General features: G+C 55.4%; 15 protein-coding genes. 9 read left to right on the top strand and 6 right to left on the bottom strand.

Translation table 11 applies throughout. The features are described 5' to 3' along the window. Nucleotides 1–76: 76 nt before the first annotated feature. Together B2Z72_RS09900 and B2Z72_RS09895 are read left to right on the top strand one after the other, a co-directional pair. A complete protein-coding gene (locus B2Z72_RS09900) occupies nucleotides 77–1,153 on the top strand; it encodes an efflux RND transporter periplasmic adaptor subunit (RefSeq protein ID WP_296986011.1) in 1,077 nt (358 codons plus the stop codon). Continuing rightward, complete coding sequence (locus tag B2Z72_RS09895; RefSeq protein ID WP_296986012.1) at nucleotides 1,153–4,254, top strand: efflux RND transporter permease subunit; 3,102 nt, start codon at nucleotides 1,153–1,155, stop codon at nucleotides 4,252–4,254. The genes B2Z72_RS09900 and B2Z72_RS09895 overlap by 1 nt, the downstream gene beginning before the upstream one ends. 9 nt (nucleotides 4,255–4,263) lie before the next feature. On the opposite strand, the gene B2Z72_RS09890 is transcribed toward B2Z72_RS09895, so the two are convergent. Continuing rightward, nucleotides 4,264–4,890, bottom strand: a complete 627-nt coding sequence (locus B2Z72_RS09890; RefSeq protein ID WP_296986013.1) for a TetR/AcrR family transcriptional regulator — start codon at nucleotides 4,888–4,890, stop codon at nucleotides 4,264–4,266. Between the two features lie 100 nt (nucleotides 4,891–4,990). Between B2Z72_RS09890 and B2Z72_RS09885 the strand changes: the two genes are divergently transcribed. The 4 genes from B2Z72_RS09885 to B2Z72_RS09870 are packed head-to-tail and all read left to right on the top strand — an operon-like array spanning nucleotide 4,991 to nucleotide 9,829. Then, nucleotides 4,991–6,778 carry an efflux transporter outer membrane subunit gene (locus B2Z72_RS09885; RefSeq protein ID WP_349681243.1) on the top strand — a complete coding sequence of 596 codons (1,788 nt, stop codon included), beginning with the start codon at nucleotides 4,991–4,993 and terminating at the stop codon, nucleotides 6,776–6,778. Next, entirely contained in the window at nucleotides 6,771–8,387 is a 1,617-nt protein-coding gene (locus tag B2Z72_RS09880; protein ID WP_296986017.1) for an MFS transporter, read from the top strand. The genes B2Z72_RS09885 and B2Z72_RS09880 overlap by 8 nt, the downstream gene beginning before the upstream one ends. A 54-nt stretch (nucleotides 8,388–8,441) precedes the next feature. Continuing rightward, nucleotides 8,442–9,467 carry an HlyD family secretion protein gene (locus tag B2Z72_RS09875; protein WP_296986020.1) on the top strand — a complete coding sequence of 342 codons (1,026 nt, stop codon included), beginning with the start codon at nucleotides 8,442–8,444 and terminating at the stop codon, nucleotides 9,465–9,467. Nucleotides 9,468–9,511: 44 nt separating this feature from the next. Then, a complete protein-coding gene (locus B2Z72_RS09870; RefSeq protein ID WP_296986023.1) occupies nucleotides 9,512–9,829 on the top strand; it encodes a DUF190 domain-containing protein in 318 nt (105 codons plus the stop codon). A gap of 158 nt (nucleotides 9,830–9,987) precedes the next feature. On the opposite strand, the gene B2Z72_RS09865 is transcribed toward B2Z72_RS09870, so the two are convergent. The 3 genes from B2Z72_RS09865 to B2Z72_RS09855 form a co-directional block, all read right to left on the bottom strand. Next, nucleotides 9,988–10,563: a YceI family protein gene (locus B2Z72_RS09865; protein ID WP_296986025.1), complete on the bottom strand. Its 576-nt coding sequence runs from the start codon at nucleotides 10,561–10,563 to the stop codon at nucleotides 9,988–9,990. Between the two features lie 341 nt (nucleotides 10,564–10,904). Then, complete coding sequence (locus B2Z72_RS09860) at nucleotides 10,905–11,987, bottom strand: extracellular solute-binding protein (RefSeq protein ID WP_296986026.1); 1,083 nt, start codon at nucleotides 11,985–11,987, stop codon at nucleotides 10,905–10,907. Nucleotides 11,988–12,127: 140 nt separating this feature from the next. Then, a complete protein-coding gene (locus B2Z72_RS09855) occupies nucleotides 12,128–13,402 on the bottom strand; it encodes a serine hydrolase domain-containing protein (protein WP_296986027.1) in 1,275 nt (424 codons plus the stop codon). 128 nt (nucleotides 13,403–13,530) lie between these two features. Here B2Z72_RS09855 and B2Z72_RS09850 point away from each other — a divergent pair, with 128 nt between their 5' ends. After that, nucleotides 13,531–14,142: a TetR/AcrR family transcriptional regulator gene (locus B2Z72_RS09850; RefSeq protein WP_296986028.1), complete on the top strand. Its 612-nt coding sequence runs from the start codon at nucleotides 13,531–13,533 to the stop codon at nucleotides 14,140–14,142. Between the two features lie 13 nt (nucleotides 14,143–14,155). On the opposite strand, the gene B2Z72_RS09845 is transcribed toward B2Z72_RS09850, so the two are convergent. Both B2Z72_RS09845 and B2Z72_RS09840 read right to left on the bottom strand, forming a co-directional pair. Then, nucleotides 14,156–14,824: an anti-sigma factor family protein gene (locus B2Z72_RS09845; protein WP_296986031.1), complete on the bottom strand. Its 669-nt coding sequence runs from the start codon at nucleotides 14,822–14,824 to the stop codon at nucleotides 14,156–14,158. Then, nucleotides 14,821–15,333, bottom strand: coding sequence for an RNA polymerase sigma factor (locus B2Z72_RS09840; protein WP_296986033.1), 513 nt, complete (start codon nucleotides 15,331–15,333; stop codon nucleotides 14,821–14,823). Before B2Z72_RS09840 ends, B2Z72_RS09845 begins: the two co-directional genes overlap by 4 nt. A gap of 104 nt (nucleotides 15,334–15,437) precedes the next feature. Between B2Z72_RS09840 and B2Z72_RS09835 the strand changes: the two genes are divergently transcribed. Together B2Z72_RS09835 and B2Z72_RS09830 are read left to right on the top strand one after the other, a co-directional pair. Beyond that, nucleotides 15,438–16,802 carry a S8 family serine peptidase gene (locus tag B2Z72_RS09835; RefSeq protein WP_296986036.1) on the top strand — a complete coding sequence of 455 codons (1,365 nt, stop codon included), beginning with the start codon at nucleotides 15,438–15,440 and terminating at the stop codon, nucleotides 16,800–16,802. Between the two features lie 106 nt (nucleotides 16,803–16,908). Beyond that, nucleotides 16,909–18,336, top strand: a complete 1,428-nt coding sequence (locus B2Z72_RS09830) for a DUF5666 domain-containing protein (protein WP_296986038.1) — start codon at nucleotides 16,909–16,911, stop codon at nucleotides 18,334–18,336. Nucleotides 18,337–18,362: the final 26 nt, after the last annotated feature.

Here is an 18,362-nt window from a genome sequence, read left to right as displayed (position 1 = left end):
GCCGCTGCGCGTTGCCCCGTCTGTTTGGCAACTGCTCGATTGTGGTCCTTCCCCTGTTCAGCCTGCGGAGTCCTTTATGAAAAAAGCCGGAATGTTTCTGTGTCTGTCACTCAGCCTGCTGCCCGTAGCAGCATCGGCAGACGGCCCGGCGGTGATCGTCGAAAGCGTGGCGCTGCAGCCGGTGGAATATTCGCCGTCCATGCTCGGGCGGGTGGTGGCGGCGCGGCGCGCCGATGTGATGCCCAGAGTCAGCGGCATGCTGGAAGACGGTCTGCACTGTGAAGGCGCTATGGTGGAAAAAGGCGACCTGCTGTTCCGCCTTGATCCTGAGCCATTTCAGATTCAGGTTGCCAGTGCTGAGGCCGGGCTGATGAATGCCAGAGCCGTGCTGAAACAGGCTGAAGCGGAACTGCAGCGGGTGCAGACGCTGCGCCGCTCCAGCGCCGCCTCGCAGTCGGATCTCGACAGCGCCGAAGCCAATCGTGATGTGGCGAAGTCGCAGGTGGCCGCGGCCCAGGCGCAGTTAAAAGAAGCCAGGCTGAATCTGAGTTACAGCGAAGTCCGCAGCCCATTGGCCGGGCGGGTTGGTAAGGCAGAAGTCACCGAAGGCAATCTGGTAACGGCCAACAGCACGCTGCTGACCAGCGTTGTGCAGACCCATCCTGTTTATGTCGAGCTGGCGGTGAGCAGCGGCGATATCCTCAAACGTCAGCGCGCATCCGGTCTGCCATCGGCAGAGGAGGTATATGCGGAGCTTACGCTGAGCACCGGCGAAACCTTCAGCGAGAAAGGCCGTTTTAACTATATGTCGCCGGAGGTGAATCAACAGACTGATACCCTGCTGGTGCGGGCGGAATTTGCCAACGACAACAACCAGCTGATTCCCGGAGAATTTGTCCGCGTGCGGGCCGGCCAGGTGCAGCCTGAACAGGTACTGATGGTGCCGCAGAAAGCGGTGCAGCGTGATAAAGACGGTTATTTCGTTCTGGTGGTGAGTGACGACAACATCGTCAGTCAGCGCCGTGTCGAGCTTGGTAGCAAGCACAACAGCCTGTGGGCGGTGGCGTCCGGCTTAGCCGCCGGGGAGCGCATCATCAGCGAAGGCCTGCAGAAGGTGCGGGTGGGTGATACTGTCAGCGTGAGGGAAGAGTAATGTTTTCCCGGTTCTTTATTCATCGGCCCAAGTTTGCGCTGGTTATTTCCATTGTCATCATGCTCGCCGGTGGGCTGGCGGTCAGCGGTTTACCGGTCACCCAGTTTCCGGAAATTTCACCACCCCAGGTGCAGGTAAGTGCCACCTATCCGGGCGCGGATGCGCGCACGGTGGAAGAGGCGGTGGCCATTCCCATTGAAGGCATGGTGAACGGTGTGGATGACATGCTCTATATGACGTCCACCAGTCGTGATAACGGCAGCTATGCTCTGACCGTCACCTTTGAGGTGGGCACCGATCCCGATCAGGCGGCGATCAATGTGCAGAACCGGGTGGCGCTGGCCAATTCATCTTTGCCGCAGGAAGTCGTGCAGCGTGGGGTTACCACAAGTAAACAGTCCGACTCCATGCTGATGCTGGCGGCGATTTCCTCGCCGGGTGGCAGCCACGATTCGCTGTTTATGAGTAACTATGTGTCGCGTTACCTGCAGGACGCCATTGCCCGTATCAACGGCGTTGGCGGCACCAGTCAGTTTGGTGGCATGGAATACGGCATGCGCGTCTGGCTCAATCCGGATCGTCTGCTGGCACTGAACCTGACGCCATCCGATATCAATGCGGCGATCACCAGTCAGAGTTCGCAGGCGGCGCTGGGTCAGGTTGGCGCACCGCCGATCAGTTCGGACGGCCAGCAGTTTCAGTACACCTTAACCGCGCAGGGGCGGCTGACCACACCGGAAGAATTCGGCAATATCGTTGTGCGGACCGCCGCCGACGGCTCTCAGGTACGGCTGAAAGATGTCGCCCGGGTGGAACTGGGCTCGCAGGAATACGGCTTTGACATGCGCATCAATGGTAAGCCAGGTGTGCCTCTGGTGGTCTACCAGGCACCGGGGGCAAACGCGCTGGATGTGGCCGACGATGTGTACGCCGAGCTGGAACGTCTGAGTCAGTATTTCCCTGAGGATCTGCAATATCAGATCTTCTACGACTCTACCGACTTCGTGCGCAGCTCGGTGCAGGAAGTGATTGTGTCTCTGTTGTTTACCTTTCTGCTGGTGGTCGGCGTTACCTGGCTGTTCCTCGGTGACTGGCGCGCCACGCTGATTCCGGCAGCGACCATTCCGGTGTCGCTGATCGGTACCTTTGCCGCGCTGCAGGTGTTCGGTTTTACCATCAATACCATCTCACTGTTTGCCCTGATTCTGGCCATTGGCATCGTGGTGGACGACGCTATCGTGGTGGTGGAAAACGTCAAACGCCATCTGGATGAAGACAACAGTACGGCGGCAGAAGCGACTTCCAAAGCCATGGGCGAAGTGTTCTCGCCGGTGATTGCCACCACGCTGGTGCTGCTGGCGGTGTTCGTGCCGGTGGCCTTTATGCCGGGCCTGACCGGCAAACTGTATACCCAGTTTGCGGTGACGATTTCGGTGGCGGTGAGCCTGTCATCGCTGAACGCTCTTACTCTGTCGCCAGCGCTGTGCACGCTGCTGCTGAAACCGGGTGTGCAGCCCCGGGGTCTGTTTGCCTGGTTTGGTCATGGTGTTGAGCATGCCCGTTCTGTGTATGTAAAAGGGGCCATGCTGCTGGCCCGGCGCATTGGTCTGGCTGTAGTGCTGTTGCTGGCAGTGATTGGCGCGGATGCTTTCCTGTTCAGCGCAACACCGACCGGCTTTCTGCCTACGGAAGACCGCGGCGCTTTCTTTGATGAACTGAGTCTGCCCAAAGGGGCATCGCTGAACCGCACCAACGAACTGGTAGAGAAGCTCGATCAGCAGATCCGCGATATTCCTGAAGTTGACCGCAGTATGACGATTTCCGGTATGGGGCTGATTTCCGGTGCCGGTTCCAGCAGCGCCTTTATGCTGCAGGTGATGAAGCCGTGGGAAGAGCGCAACGGCGTGCACTGGTATCAGACCTTCCAGCAGGTGGTGGGTATTCTGAACTCTGAGCCGGGGGCGACCGGGATTGCGTTTCCGCCACCGCAGATCAGTGGTGTGGGCATGACAGGTGGTCTGGAAGGGCGGTTGCTGGATCTGGAAGGCGGCAGTGCCGAAGACCTGTCGCAGGTGGCGCGCAGCCTGGTGCTGGCGCTTAACAGCCGCGCTGAAATTCAGCAGGCGTATACCTCGTTTGATGCTTCAACACCCAAGCTGAAACTGGAGCTGGATCGCGACAAAGCCCTGATGCTGGGGGTGACACCGCAGGCGCTGTACAGCGCGCTGCAGAGTCAGGTGGGCAGTGCCTACGTGAACGATTTCAATATGCAGGGGCGCAGTTACCGGGTGATGCTGCAGGCCGATGCAGACTTCCGCAGCACCGCCGATGAGATCCGTAATCTGCATGTGCGCTCAGATGATGGCCAGATGGTACCGGTCGGCGCGCTGGTGAACATCACGACCGTGCTGGGCGCGCAGTCGCTGGGACGCTACAACACCTACAGTGCGGCGGCGATCAACATCACTCCGGCGGACGGCTACAGCAGTGGTGATGTGATGACCACGGTGGAACTGGTGGCACTGGATACTCTGCCGGCGCAGTACCGTCTCGACTGGTATGGCAGCGCGGTACAGGAACGCCAGGCTGCCAGCGCCACGTTGCTGGTATTCAGCCTGTCGCTGGTGTTCGCTTACCTGTTCCTGGTGGCGCAGTACGAAAGCTGGAGTATTCCGTTTGCGGTGATTCTGTCGGTGACGGTGGCTGCGCTGGGGGCCTTGCTGCCGCTGTATCTGGTGCCGGGTTTTGACAACAACCTGTACGCCCAGATCGGACTGGTGATGCTGATCGCGCTGGCCAGTAAATCGGCCATTCTGATTGTCGAGTTTGCTCTGCGCCGACGTCAGGAAGAAGGGGCCGGTATTCTCGCCGCCGCTCAGGAAGCCGCCAGTCTGCGTTTCCGTGCGGTGATGATGACGGCACTGTCGTTTATTGTCGGCATCGCGCCGCTGCTGATGTCCAGCGGACCGGGTTCTATGAGTCGTCTGTCGATCGGTATGACGGTGTTCGGCGGTATGCTGTTTGCCACCGTGCTGGGGATCTTCCTGATTCCGGTGCTGTTTGTGATGTTTCAGTCGCTGCGTGAACGGACCCGTCACTGACGAACCAGATCAGTCACTCAGTTCCGTGCCGTAGGCTTTGAGAAAGGTATCTACGGCGCGGGTGACCCACTGATTGATCTGTACTTCGGAGGCCTGAGAGCCCGGATGCGTCAGCGCAATCAGCTGCGGCTCGCCGCGCACCATACCCATAAACAGCGACGCAGCCCCTTCCAGCCCAACCGACTGCACATTGATTTCCCCTGCTTCTGCCGCCACTTCCAGCAAGCCTGACACGATGGCGCTCATGGTTGCCGGACCGGCCTGATAAAAACCGTGGGCCAGATGCGGAAACTTGGCTGCTTCCGCCAGCACCACGCGATGCATGGCCAGCGCCTCATCAGACAGCAGAATGGTGAGGTAGGTATGACCGATGTCTTCCAGCACTTTGCGGATATTGCCGGGCTTCACTTCCAGCTGTTGAACGCGCTGGGTAAAGGTGGCGCATTTGTCTTCCACCACGGCGGCGAACAGGGCTTCTTTATTGGCGTAACGGGAGTAGACCGTGGCTTTGGAGACACCGGCGGCACGCTGAATCATATCGGTGGTGGCGGCACTGAAACCGTGCTGAAGAAAGACCTCGGTGGCAGCATGTAAAACGCTGAGCGATTTATTATCGGGCTGGGGTAACTTGCTCATCGGATCTTCCCGGCTGTCCCTGTTCTTCCAATTTTGGATCACACTATACCTTTAATGGGACTGGACTCAACTGTACCCATCAGTTTAAATCCGCGCCATCATGCTGCAAATTCTTCCCTCATCGCAGCAAAAATCAATGTTTATGACAAGAATTGGGGCTGCTATGCGCCTTGGGATACCTTTATTCCACAACTGTACTGAACGGTACAGTTTATCTGCTTCGTCTGTTCCTGCTGCTGGCCGGACGACTCAGCTGCGATCGCCACGGGCGATTTCTGTACCTTCCCGGCTGTCGGCCTGTATCCGCTTGCTGACTGTGGCAAGCGCAGTGTCGATGTCAGCCTGCGCCTTTATGCCGGACGAACAGCAGGATGACGACGTTGTTAATGTGTTAATGGACCAACCTGAGTATCCACAGGCAGAGACGCTGACAGATGTGGCGACTCCTGCGCAGTGGTGGCAGCTGTTTAATGACGATCTGCTGACCCGGCTGGAAGGGGAAGCCTTTGCCTCCAACCTCGATCTGATGAGCGCCATCTCGGCCACAGAGCAAAGTCAGGCGGCACTGGGACTGACTCAGTCGGCTCAGGGCATTCAGGCCGGTTTGTCGGCCAGCTACGATCGCAGCCGCATCAGTGAACATTCACGTATGGCGATGCTTGGTGCACCGGCTGAGCCGAATAATTACTGGACCCTTGGTGCTGCCGCCAGCTGGGAACTGGATTTGTGGGGACATCTGAGCAGCCTTACCGATGCGGCCGTTCAGCGTCTGCGCGCCAGCGAAGCGGCACAGCAGATGGTACGGGTTTCCCTCAGTGCCGATGTGGCGCGGACGTATCTGCTGTTGCGTGGCAGTCAGCAGCAGCTGGCGCTGGCCAGCGAAAACCGTGACATTGCCCAGGCACTGCTGGATCTGCAACTGAGCCGGGTGCGCAATGGTGTGGCGACCGATTATCAGACTGCCACCGCGCGGGCGGCCGTGGCGTCGGCAGAGGCCGTGCTGCCGGCGCTGGAAGATCAGCGCTCAGTACTGATGAACCGTCTGGCGCGACTGTTGGGAAAAGCACCGGGCGTGCTGAATAAAACTCTGCTCGACGCTCAGCCGATTCCGTCAATGCCCGGCAGCATACCGGTTGGTGTGCCATCCGAACTGGCATTACGCCGCCCGGATATTATTCAGGCGGATGCACAATTGCATGCGGCTGTGGCCGACGTGGCAGCAGCAAAAGCTGACTTCTATCCGCGCATCAGCCTGAACGCCAGTGCCGGTACAGAAGCGTTTGATTTTTCCGACATGGGCAGCTGGGGCTCCCGCACATACTCTGTGGGGCCGAGTTTTTATCTGCCTATTTTTCAGGGCGGACGTCTGCGCCACATGCTGGAGCTGACTAAAGCCCGGCATCAGTCTGCAGCCATCGATTACCAGCGTACTGTCCTCAATGCCTGGCACGAAGTCGCGGATGCGTTTAACAGCTATGACTCTGAGGCTCAGCGTTATCAGTCCCTGCTGCTTGCCCGTCAGGAAACGGATAAAGCCCTGCAGTCGGCGCAGCGTTCCTGGAAAGAAGGACACGCCAGCAAAATGACTGTGTTGCAGGCGCGCCAGTTACAGCTACAGGCCAAACTGGCACTGAATGATTCTGCAACGGCTTCGGCGCTGAGTGTGGTGGCACTTTACCGGGCGTTGGGTGGTGGCTGGCAATTAACGGACGAGCAGACACAGACGATGGCCGCTGCACAGTCTGCTGAACCGCTGGCCGGACCAGCTGGCGATAAGGCAAGCGATCAGAAAGCGGATGATACCGCTGTTCCGGCAAGCGGCCCTGCAATAAAACAGGGACCGCTGAATTACCTCAATCCACCTGAGGGCTGGGACAGTCATGAGTGATACTCAGGCTGCACCTGCATCATCTGCCGGGCAGGCGGGTGCGGCTGCTCCGGCAAAGCCAGCGGCCAAAGCGCCGCCGGCACCCATACCTTTTACACCGCGTCTGGCGATGGGCCTGTTCGGCATTCTGCTGGCGGCGATGGCATCGGGTCTGAATGGCCGTGTACCGGGTCTGGCTCTGGCAGAAATCAGTGGCCTCAGTGGTATCAGTCACGATCAGGCCAGCTGGCTGAGTGCTCTGTATTCGGCCGGTGAAATGGTCGCGATGCCTTTTTCCAGTTGGTTTGCGATCACCTTTTCTCTGCGCCGTTTTCACCTGCTGATGCTGGGTGGAATGATGTTGCTGGCATTGGTCATCCCCTGCATTCATGACTTTAACCTGATGGCGACGCTGCGCTTCACGCAGGGTGTGTTTTCCGGTGCCCTGATTCCGATGCTGATGATGTCGGCGCTGCGCTTTCTGCCGCCTCCGATCCGTTTGCACGGTCTGGCTCTGTATGCCATGACGGCAACACTGGCGCCCAATGTCGGTGTCTGGCTGGCCGCACTGGTGATGACAGACCCGGTATCGCTGCAATGGATTTACTGGAACATTCTGCCGCTGGGTTGTCTGGCGGCGGTTATGGTGTTTTTTGGTATTCCCAAACTGCCGCTGATGTTGCCGCGTATGAAGCAGGGCAACTGGTGGGGCATGGCGCTGGGTATGCCGGGGCTGGCGATGCTCGGCGTTGGCGTGTCGGAAGGTGTGCGACTGGAGTGGTTTCACTCACCGCTGGATGGGGCACTGCTGATCGCCGGCGGTACGCTGACGGCGATGTTCCTCTACAGCGAATGGCATCATCCGACCCCGTTTATGCGGCTGCAGATGTTGGGGCGCCGCAATCTCGGCCTTGGCTTTGCTGTGTTTCTGCTGATGCTGATCGCCATGAGCAGCGCGGTGGGAATGCCCATGAGTGTGCTGGCACAGAGTCAGGGGCTGAAGCCGGAGCAGATGACCGCGCTGGGTCTGATTGTTGGTCTGCCGCAGATCTTTCTGGGATCTGTGGTCGCCATGTTGCTGTATCAGCGCTGGGTGGATGCGCGCTATCTGTTTGTCGCCGGGCTGCTGATGATGGCCACCGCCTGTTTCCTGTCGTCCCGCGTGACCAGTGAGTGGATGGTGGATCAGTTCTTCTGGTCACAGGTGCTGAATGCCCTCGGCCAGCCCATCGCCGTGGTGTGTATGTTGTTCCTCGGGACCAGTGTGGTGCAGCCGATGGAGGGGCCATTTGTCTCCGGCATCATCAATACCCTGCGTGCTCTGGGAACCCTGTTGGGCGGGGCCTTTGTGGCACAGATGCAACAGAATCGTGGCCAGTTCCATCATGACATGCTGCTCAATCAGGCCGGTCTGTGGATGAGTCAGAACAGCATTACTGAGGCCACAACCAACATGTTCAGCATTGTTACAGCAGAAGCGGCGGTGTTGGCCAACGCGGATATTTTCCGGATTTTTATGGTGCTTATTCTGTTGCTGATACCGGCGGTTCTGTATCTGCAGCACATTCCTGCACCGGTCATCGTTCGCCCCCCTGCCGTCAAACCGGCTGCCAGCGAGCGTCAGGCATAAGAATTCATGCGCTGTAAAAAGGCGCGGCAATATTATTTGAGAACATCTGAGATTATGAAAAAGAAAGTAATTGTTACCACCATTGCGGTGGTTGTTCTGGGGTTAACGGGCGCTGTTGTGGCGCTTAATCATCATCCGTCAGACGCTGCCGTGCAGGCCACGGATGACGCTTACGTGCGCGCGGATTTCACCCGGGTTGCCCCCCAGGTGTCAGGCCTGATTGCCAGTGTGGATGTCGACAGTTATGAAGAGGTAAAAGCCGGCAGTCTGCTGTTTACCATCGACGACAGCGATCTGAATAATGCCTTGCAGCAGGCTCTTGCCGATGTGGCGCGGGCAACTGCAGCCGTGGGGCAGGCCGAAGCACGGCTGAAAGCCCACGACAGTATTATCAGCCAGGCCCGGGCGGTACTCAGTGTCGACGACGCCAATCTGGTTCTGGCAAAAGCTAACCAGACCCGTTTTACCAACCTGGCAGCAGATGGCTCAGGTACCGCACAGGATAAACAACAGGCCGATGCAGTGCTGGGCGTGCAACAGGCGACCCGCAAGCGCGACGAACAGGCACTGAATGCCGCGCTGGAGCAGAAGAATGTGCTGGCCGCTGAGCTGAAAAGTGCTCAGGCGCAGCTGCAGGCGGCGCAGGCCGGAGAAGCTCAGGCACGACTCAATCTTTCCTACACCAGAATTACTGCACCGGTGGCGGGGATTGTTGCAGAACGCCAGGCCCGCAGCGGCAGTTATGCCCATGCCGGACAATCGCTGATGACACTGGTTCCGCTCGACGCATTGTATGTGGAAGCTAACTACCGTGAGACGCAGACGGCTCATATCCAGTCCGGGCAGAAGGTGGATATTCATGTGGATGCCTTACCCGGTGTGACCCTGCACGGCACTGTCGGACGCCTGGGGCCAGCATCTGGTGTCAGTTATTCGTCCGTGGCGCCGCATAACGCCACCGGCAATTTCACCAAGATTGTTCAGCGCTTACCTATCCGTATCCGTCTTGATCAGGGTCAGCAGGCATTGTCGCGGTTACGTGTTGGAATGTCGGTTCATCCGGAAATTCACACTCACTGATTTTTATTGTGACCCATTCAGGGTCTTCATGTGCGGGAGATAACATGAACACAGGCTATCAGGTCACCTTTTTTACTCAGCAGGACCGTACGCATAGCCAGCAGCCACTGGCACAGTGGCTGGTCGCTAAAGCGGCAGAGCTGGGACTGCCCGGCGCTACGCTGAATGGCGCACTGGAAGGGCTGGGTCATGATGGCCGGGTACACAGCCTGAACATGTACGACTTCTCGGATCAGCCGGTACAGATCGTGATGATCCTCGGTGAGGATGAATATGAGCGCCTGATGGCGGCACTGAAAGAGGAAGGTGTGACCGTGTTCTATACCCGCACCCGGGTAGAGTATGAAACGCTGAACGGCTGAATGCTTTCAGGCAAATAAACATCCGGCCCTGCCATCGGCAGTGCCGGATTTTTTTGTCTTGCACGTATCCCGAAGAATAACAGGCAAAAAAAAGCCCGGTGGGGAAACCGGGCAGCGGAGAGAAAATTCTCTCAGGAAGGGATAGGGTGCTGTGGCTATTACTTAGCCTGTGCTTCCGTAGTGATGGTCAGAGTCACTTCATCGCTCACGTACGGTGCGTATTTACCGAGGTTGAATTCGGTACGTTTGATAACAGTGCTGGCGTCAAAACCGATAGCGGTTTTCTTGGACATTGGGTGTTCGCCCAGCTTGTTCAGAGTTGCGCTGAAAACAACTGGCTTAGTAACACCTTTAATGGTCAGGTCACCGGCAACGTCAAATTTGTTGTCGCCTTTCGCAGTTACTTTGGTGCTTTTGAACGTTGCTGTAGGGAATTTGGCAACGTCGAAGTATTCAGCGTCGTTCAGGAATTCTTCAGTCAGTGCTGGCACTTTGGTATCAACGGTTTTAACCGGGATAGTGACGTTCACAGAAGATTTTGCCGGTGCTTTTTCGTCGTAAGAGATGGTGCCGCTTACGTCAGAAAAAGATGCCGTTGGGTTGGAGAAGCCAAAGTGGTTCCAGCTGGCGATAACAGCAGTGTGAGTTGGATCGATACCGAAATCCTGAGCCAGAGCAGAACCGCTTGCCAGAGCTGCAACCAGAGTCAGACCAAGTTTGGTTTTAGTGAACATATTCATTGCCTCCTGTGTGACCGGCTCTTGCCAGCCACCTGTGTTTTTACCCGGTCGCCCGGAGTTCGTAATGTGGTATTCATCTTACAAACGGCCTGAAAAACAACAATATCGAAAAATTCATGGCTGGAATCGAAAAAATCGAAGAGTTCGGTCCCAGAGGTGGTTTTAACCCCGGTTAATCAGAAGAAAGGCCCACTGAAAGGCTGCTACTGGTGGATTATAACGTTGAATACTGAAACAGACGGATGGTGGAATTATGCGTTCGCCCAGTGTTCAGAGTGTGGCCAGAAAACAAAAAAGGGAGCCGCAGCTCCCTTTTCTTTCACCTGCCGTCAGTCTCAGCTGTCGGTTTTGATTTTGGTCCAGGCACGGGTACGGATCTTCTCAGCTTTTAACGGCAGAGCAACCAGAGGGTAAAGTTTTTCTTTGATCTCATCGGTTGGATACAGAGCCGGGTTGCTGCTCAGGGCTTCATCAACCAGTGAATCGGCCGCTGTGTTCGGGTTGGCGTACATCGCCATATTGGAACAGCGGGCGATCACTTCCGGACGCATCAGATAGTCGATGAACTTGTGTGCCGCCGCTTCGTTTGGCGCACCGGCCGGAATCACCATGCTGTCGAACCACACTGGCGCACCGCTTTCCGGCAGTGTCAGGTCGATGGTGAAGTCTTTACCGGCCTTAGCTGCATTCTGACCGGAAACCGCCAGAGCACCGGACCAGGCAACGGCAACACACACTTCGCCGTCGGCGAGGTTGGCCATAAAGGTGGAGGAGTTGAAGCTGCGGATATAAGGACGGATGGTTTTCAGGTAGTCCTCAACTTTTTCGTAATCCGCTTTTTTGGTGCTGTCCGGTGGCAGGCCCAGGTAGGACAGGAAAATTGGCATGATTTCGGATGGCGAATCGAGGAAGGTCACACCACAGCTGCTCAGCTTTTTGATGTTATCCAGCGCCAGAATATCGTCCCAGGTGCTCAGGGTATCTTTACCGGTTGCTGCTTTTACCGCTTCTTTGTTGTAACCAATGATGTTGGTACCCCACAGGTACGGCACAGCATATTCGTTGCTGGTATCGCCGGCACTGCGTTCCAGTTTCATAAAGGCTTCGCCGATATTACCGAGGTTGGAGAGTTTGCTCTTATCCAGCTTAACAATGGATTTAGCCTGAATCAGACGGTCGATACCCACCGCGCCGGAAAATGCCAGATCATAGCCGGAACCGCCGGTCAGCAGTTTGGCTTCCATGGCTTCCTGACTGTCGTAGGCATCGTAAATTACCTTGGTGCCGGTTTCTTTTTCGAAGTCACTGATCACATCATCCGGAATGTATTCATACCAGTTGTAGATACGCAGTTCGTCGGCATGGGTCATGCAGCTGACGGAAACCATCAGAGCGCTGAATAAACGAAGTAATTTCATAATTTAACCTGCTATTTCAGTTGTTAAAGGCTGTTATACGCAGAGCAATTTCTTGTTTTAAAAACGTGTAATTTAAAACTTACGAAGGGGAGGTCTTTGCCTCCCTTTATCGTTTAAAAGGGTATCGCTTGAATCCGGTATTATTTGTCCAGCATACGCGCCAGCGTACGGAACATATAAGGTGTATCGGTATCCTCTTTCGGCTCGGCTGTTGGCAGTGATGATTGCTTCACAATTACTGTGCCGGATTTAAAGTCGATAAAAATATACTGGCCGTGAATACCGCTGCCGAGCATGCATGGATAGTCATCGTTATAGACGTACCACTGGCTCTTGTAAGACGCCCCTGGCAGCCAGAAATTAAAGTATTTATCGGTGGCAAAAATCTCCGGTTTGGCACCGGCCGCGATGGTTTCTACCACAGCGGCAGGCACAATCTGCTGACCGTTAAATTCACCTTTATTGGCGATCATGCTGGTGTAGCGGGCCATGTCCCGTGCCGTGGCATTAAAGCCTGCACCGACGCCACAGCGTCCGGCATTGTCGGTCAGGAAAAAAGCATCCTGCTCGCAACCCAGTGCTTTCCAGATAACGCTCATGGCTTTTGCCGGAGTGTCGCCGGTGATGCGTTCGTAAACCCAGCCCAATACTTCAGTAACCGCCGTCACATAGTGGAATTTATTACCGTGTTCGCCTTTCTTTTTCAGCGCCGGTAAAAATTCATACATGCTGAAACTGTTCGGATATTCTTTCGGTGCTTTTTTGTAGTTACCAACATAGAAGAACTGACACACGGTGGAATCCGGGTCGTTGTAATCTTCGACATAGTCGATGCCCACCGCCATATTCAGCATGTCGCGGATGCTGGCGTCGGCAAAAGCAGAGCCTTTTACTTCCGGCAGAATTTCTTCAACCAGAGTGTCTTCGGCCAGTTTGTTTTCGTAAATCAGAGTTTCCAGTAATACGCCGGTCAGCGACTTGGTGACGGAAAACATGATGTGGCAGTCGTCAGCCTGCTGGCCGTTAAAATAATTTTCGTATAGCAGTTTGCCGTGCTGCATCACCACAAAGGCATCGGTACGGGTAACGTGCAGATGATGCAGTAAATTCTGTTCGCCACCGCCAATGGACGGGAACATCAGTCCTTCAATTTCTTTGCTCAGATCATTAACCGGCAGTTCGCTGATTTCTTTGCCGCGCTTAACCGGTGTGCCCGGAGCCATATTGCGCACATTGTGCATTCCCCAGCGATTGTACGGAGCTGTCATCCAGTTGGCATAAGTCACCAGATTTTCCGCTGCCGGCGGGCAGCCTTTCATCAGGTCAGGGGTGAGAAAGGTGTTCTCGTCGGTGGTGGCGTACATGCCGGCAACGTGAGCTGCAATTTCCGGTGTCAGATGCGGATGGTCTTTCATAATCATCTCCGATTAATTCTTAATCAGAAATTATGTCACTCTAAAATTTTGGTCAATCAAAAGTTTTTGTGATGCAAAGAATGTCCGGATTGTGCAGAATGCAGTCAGAATAAATTGAATGGTGCGATATGGCGGGTTTACGCGAGCAGAAAAAACAGCGCCGGCGGGAGGCTATTGCCCAGGCCGGAATGCAGTTGTTTGTGGAAAAAGGGTTTAACAAAACCCGTATGGAAGACATTGCGGCGGCGGTCGATGTTTCGGGCCAGACCGTGTTCAACTACTTCCCCAGTAAACAGACGATTCTGTTCGAATTCCTGCGCCGCGCGGATAACTCCGCGTTGGAAGAGGTGTACAAAAGCCTTGATCCGGCGGGCGATCCGGTGGATGTGCTGTGCGGTCTGGTGGAGATTATTACCGAGCTGGAACTGCAGCTGATGCCAGCCCCGCTGTGGCGCGAAATCCTGCCGATGATCATGTTCCACCCGAAAGATGAACTGCCGGAAACCTATGCCCGGGGCAACGACGAGCTGGTCGCTGAGATCCGTAAGTTCCTGCAGGCGATGCTCGATGCCGGCAGCATCAGCGCCGATACTGACCTCGATTTTGCCGCCTTTATGATCAACGACTATGGCCACCTGCAGCTGGTGCGGCTGGTGACCTCAGACGAGCCTGACTGGGATGCGTTCCGCCAGAATGTGCGCAGCAGCATTACCCTGTTTGTGCAGGGCATGCTGGGCTGACGTGGCTGGCAGATCAGCGTTGTAGCCACTGGCGCTCTTCATCGACAGTTAACCGCTGATCAGTGGCGATCATCGTGTTGCCACTGGCAGTCTGATACTGCACAGGCGATGCTATTTCCTGCCATTGCCAGTCACCTGGCTCACCACAGGCCGTCATTATACGGGTATGTGCTGAAGTATGGCGGCGAACCTCACGGCAGCGTGTGCCATCTGCAGCCTGCCAACTCATCACCAGCTCGGCTTTCCATTCACCACTATCGAGAACGTCTCCACTGAGAGCGGTATCAGCGAACCGGTTCAACTGCGGATCCTGCAGCTGTGACGGCTCCATTTGCCACAACTCCATTTGCCACAACAGGGTAACTGCCAGCAGTACACTGGCGGCTATGCCATACACGGGGCGGAATACTTTTCGCTTTACTGATGGGAGTGTCACGACGTTCGTTTCTGCGTGAACCGGCATAGGTGCTGAGCGGATCATCTGTTCCAGGCCCGAAGGCAGAGGAGACTCATCGATATCACTGAACCATTCCTGAGCAGCCTGATTGGCGAGGCGCAGTTCCTCCAGCTGCTGGCGTAGCGGTTCGGAGTTCTGCAATGCCTCATGTACTTTGTGCTGTTTGTCTTCTGCCAGCTCATCGTCGAGGTAGGCGGATAGCTCTGACTGGGTAATCTGCGTCATTCTGATGCCTCCTTCATCTCGTTGTTCTGCTGACATATCTGTGCTCTGGCACGGGCCAGACGGCTCATTACTGTGCCTGTGGGCACATTAAGAATCTCTGCCGCTTCCTGATAGCTGCGTCCTTCAACGGCAACCAGATACAGAACCATGCGCAGGTTTTCACTGAGCAGACCCATCCTTTTCCGTGCCTGCTGTAACAGTTGTCCGGTCTCTGCCAATTGCTCTGCTGATGGCCATGATGAGCTGTCTGTGTGCTCGTCCTGCAGTTCTTCAGTCGGTGCGGAGGTGCGCATAGTATCTATCCAATGGTTACGGCACAGGCGGTAAATCCAGCGGTCAAACTGACTGCCGGGCTGGAATTGCTGCCAGCGCAGCAGCGCCTTTTCAGCCGCAGCCTGCAACAGGTCGTCAGCGTCATGGCGGTTATTAGTCAGCACATAACAGTAACGTCTCAGGCGCGGCAGAACAGCGAGTAACGCCTCGCGGAATGCCTGTTCTTGGTTGTTCATACTGTCCTTAACGATAGCGACTGAAATTTATTCCCCCATCCGGAAATAAAATCTGTGTTTGTTCGTTATAGTGAAGACAGAGAACTTCCGGGATTCAACTTACTATGACCATTCGCTTTTGGCTCACCACATTATTGGCTGCTCACCTGTTCATGACACCGGCGTCAGCGCGGGCGGATGATGATGTCGATAATGCCGCCTCCGTGAGCGAAGAGGAGCTGGAGGATGAGCTTGAGGACGAAATGGAAGATGAACTGGAGGAAAGCGAAGAGCTGGAAGATGAATTCGAAGATGAACTTGAGGATATGCTGGAGGATCATGACGACTATGAAGATGAGCTGGAAGATGATCTTGAAGACCGCCTCGAAGATCAGCTGGAGGATCTGCAGCGCTACAACGAAGAACTGATTGAGCGAGAAACGGAGCGCTTGCAGGATCTGTGGCAGATTGAGGAACAGCTGGAAGATCTCGAAAGCTTTGTTATCCCCGACGAGTACATCGCTCTGCTGTCAGAGGCTGAGCTCCAACAGTTACAGCAGAATGGTGCGGAGATCATCAGCAGTGAGCCTTTATCTGAACTGGACGCTGTGCTGGTAACGTTTGCCGATGCCGACCAGGCTGCGGAGTATCAGAATGACTCCAATCATCTGTACCTCCTCGATGATGCCCCGCCAGTGGTAACAGCAAGTCCGGAGCCGGTGAGCCGTTTGATGACCATGCTGGGTATAACCAGTCAACATCCTGCATCGTCTGTGATAGGTATGATGGATTCATCCATCGAGCTCAATCATCCATGCTTCAGTGGGGTTGCTGTTCACGAGCGGTCTTTTTATCCGGATCATCTGCACGCGGATACAGGCCATGGTACAGCTATGGCATCTGTGATGGGGGGTGCCTGTGGCGTATTGTCCGAAGCCCGCATCGTCAATGCTGCTGTGTTTGCCCGTTCACCCCGGGGATTGGTTGTCGCCTCTGCCCGGGAAATGATTACCGGACTCAACTGGCTGGTCAGTCAGCAGGTCGCGGTGATAAACCTGTCTTTATCCGGCCCTCCGAACCGTATCCTGGAAATGGCACTGCAGCGTATCGCTGACCGGGGCATCGCGTTAGTCGCTTCGTCCGGTAATGACGGAGCGGCTGCGTTCCCGCGTTATCCTGCCGCTTATCCACACGTGCTGGCGGTCACCGCAGTTGATCGCCAGCAGAATATTTACCCTTTGGCGGTGCAGGGGAAGCATCTGGACTTTGCTGCTCCGGGGGTTGATGTAGAGGTAGCCGATGGGGCTTCTGACCAGATGCGCAGCATGAGTGGAACCTCGCTGGCTGCGGCATTTGTGACTGCGGCACTGGCCCAGACAGAGCAGACGCCTGAAGAGCTGCGCAGCCTGACCACAGATCTGGGTGAACGCGGGCATGACGCCATATTCGGATACGGTCTGCTGCAACTGAATAAAAAAACAGAAAAATAATGGAATAAAAATATTCCGTCATCGTTATACACCTCAAAGGGCAGTCAATGCCCATGAGCCAAAGCCTGCCGCCAATGGCAGGCCATTGACCCGATGAGGTGATGCAATGAATAAGTTAAATAAAATGCCACTGGCCCTTCTTTCTTCAGCCATTCTGCTGGCTGGCTGCAGTAATAGCGGCAGTAGTTCTGATTCAGGATCATCCCCTGCAGGAGATGAACAGACCCCGGTAAACCGCACAGTCCAGGGAACGGTGGATGGTTTTGGCAGTGTGATAGTGAATGGTGTTCATTACGAAAGCACTGCTGCTGATTTCAGTATTGATGATGCGGCCGGTTCTGAAAGTGACCTGCATGTTGGTCAGGTGGTTACCATCATTGGCTCTGACAACGGCGTGGAAGGTGTCGCGCTCAATATTATCTATGATGTGGAAGTTGAGGGGCCGGTCGCATCGCTCGATGCCCTGGCAGGAACTTTCACGGTATTGGGGCAGGGCGTCGTGTTTGATGGCATGACTGTTTTTGAAGGGATTACGGCCGCTACGATAAGCGATGGTAGTGGTGTGGAAGTGAGTGGTTTCAGTGATGGTAATGGTCAGATCCGTGCCACCTTCATCAAGGCTGATGACAGCGGAGAAGCAGAGTTGCGCGGACGCATCAGTTCGCTGGATGAAGGCGCTCAGACTTTCACTATCGGTAGTCAGCAGATCAGCTATGCCAATGTTATTGAGCTGGATCTCGAAGGCGCTGCATTAGCGAATGACCTGCTGGTTGAGGTGGAGGGCGGCGTGTCCGGAGCCGTGTTGGACGCCGCCAAAATTGAGGCCGAAGATGAGCATGATTTCGCTGATCATGAGGGTGAGGTCAAACTCAGCGGATATATCACTGCACTTGGTGATGGCAGCATAACGGTTGCTGGCATGACTGTTCGTTACAACACGGCTACGGAATTTGAACATGGCAGTTCAGCTGATTTGGTTGTTAATACCTTCGTCAGAGTCGAGGGGCAGGTAGGAGCAGATGGCTCCATGCTGGCGGAAGAAATTGAATATGAAGCGTTGGTAAAACTGGAACTGGAAGGCCCGGTAACGTCCGTCGGTGCAGATACGGTGAGTGTTATGGGGGTCAGTGCCAGTGTTGATACGCGCACCCGTATCCGTGATGAACGGGACGACATCACGTATTTTAATCTGAGTAATGTTGCCGTCGGTGATTATGTTGAGCTGCGTCTGACCGAAGAAGCGGATGGCAGCCTGCGCGCCCTGCGACTGGAAAGGGATGAAGATGATCGGGAAGTTCAGGTAACTGCGCGTGTGGGTAGTGTAGATGTTGCTGCTGCCACGATCACTCTGTTGGGAATCACTGTGGATATGAGTGCCATCATAGCTGTGGATCTTTCGGCTCTGTCTGTCGGTACCTATCTTGAGGTGGAAGGTAGCTATGACGGGTCTATGATTACTGCAACAGAAGCAGGAGAAGACGACCGCTACGAAGACCATGAGGACGATGATGACGAAAGCGACAGCGACGACTGAGACTGATCCTTCAAAAGGGCTGATTG

The sequence above is a fragment of the Thalassolituus sp. UBA6592 genome (assembly GCF_002433655.1).
Classification (GTDB): Bacteria; Pseudomonadota; Gammaproteobacteria; order Pseudomonadales; family Oceanobacteraceae; genus Venatoribacter.
Note: the sequence above shows the minus strand (reverse complement) of the source record. Positions and strands in the feature narration are given on the sequence as shown.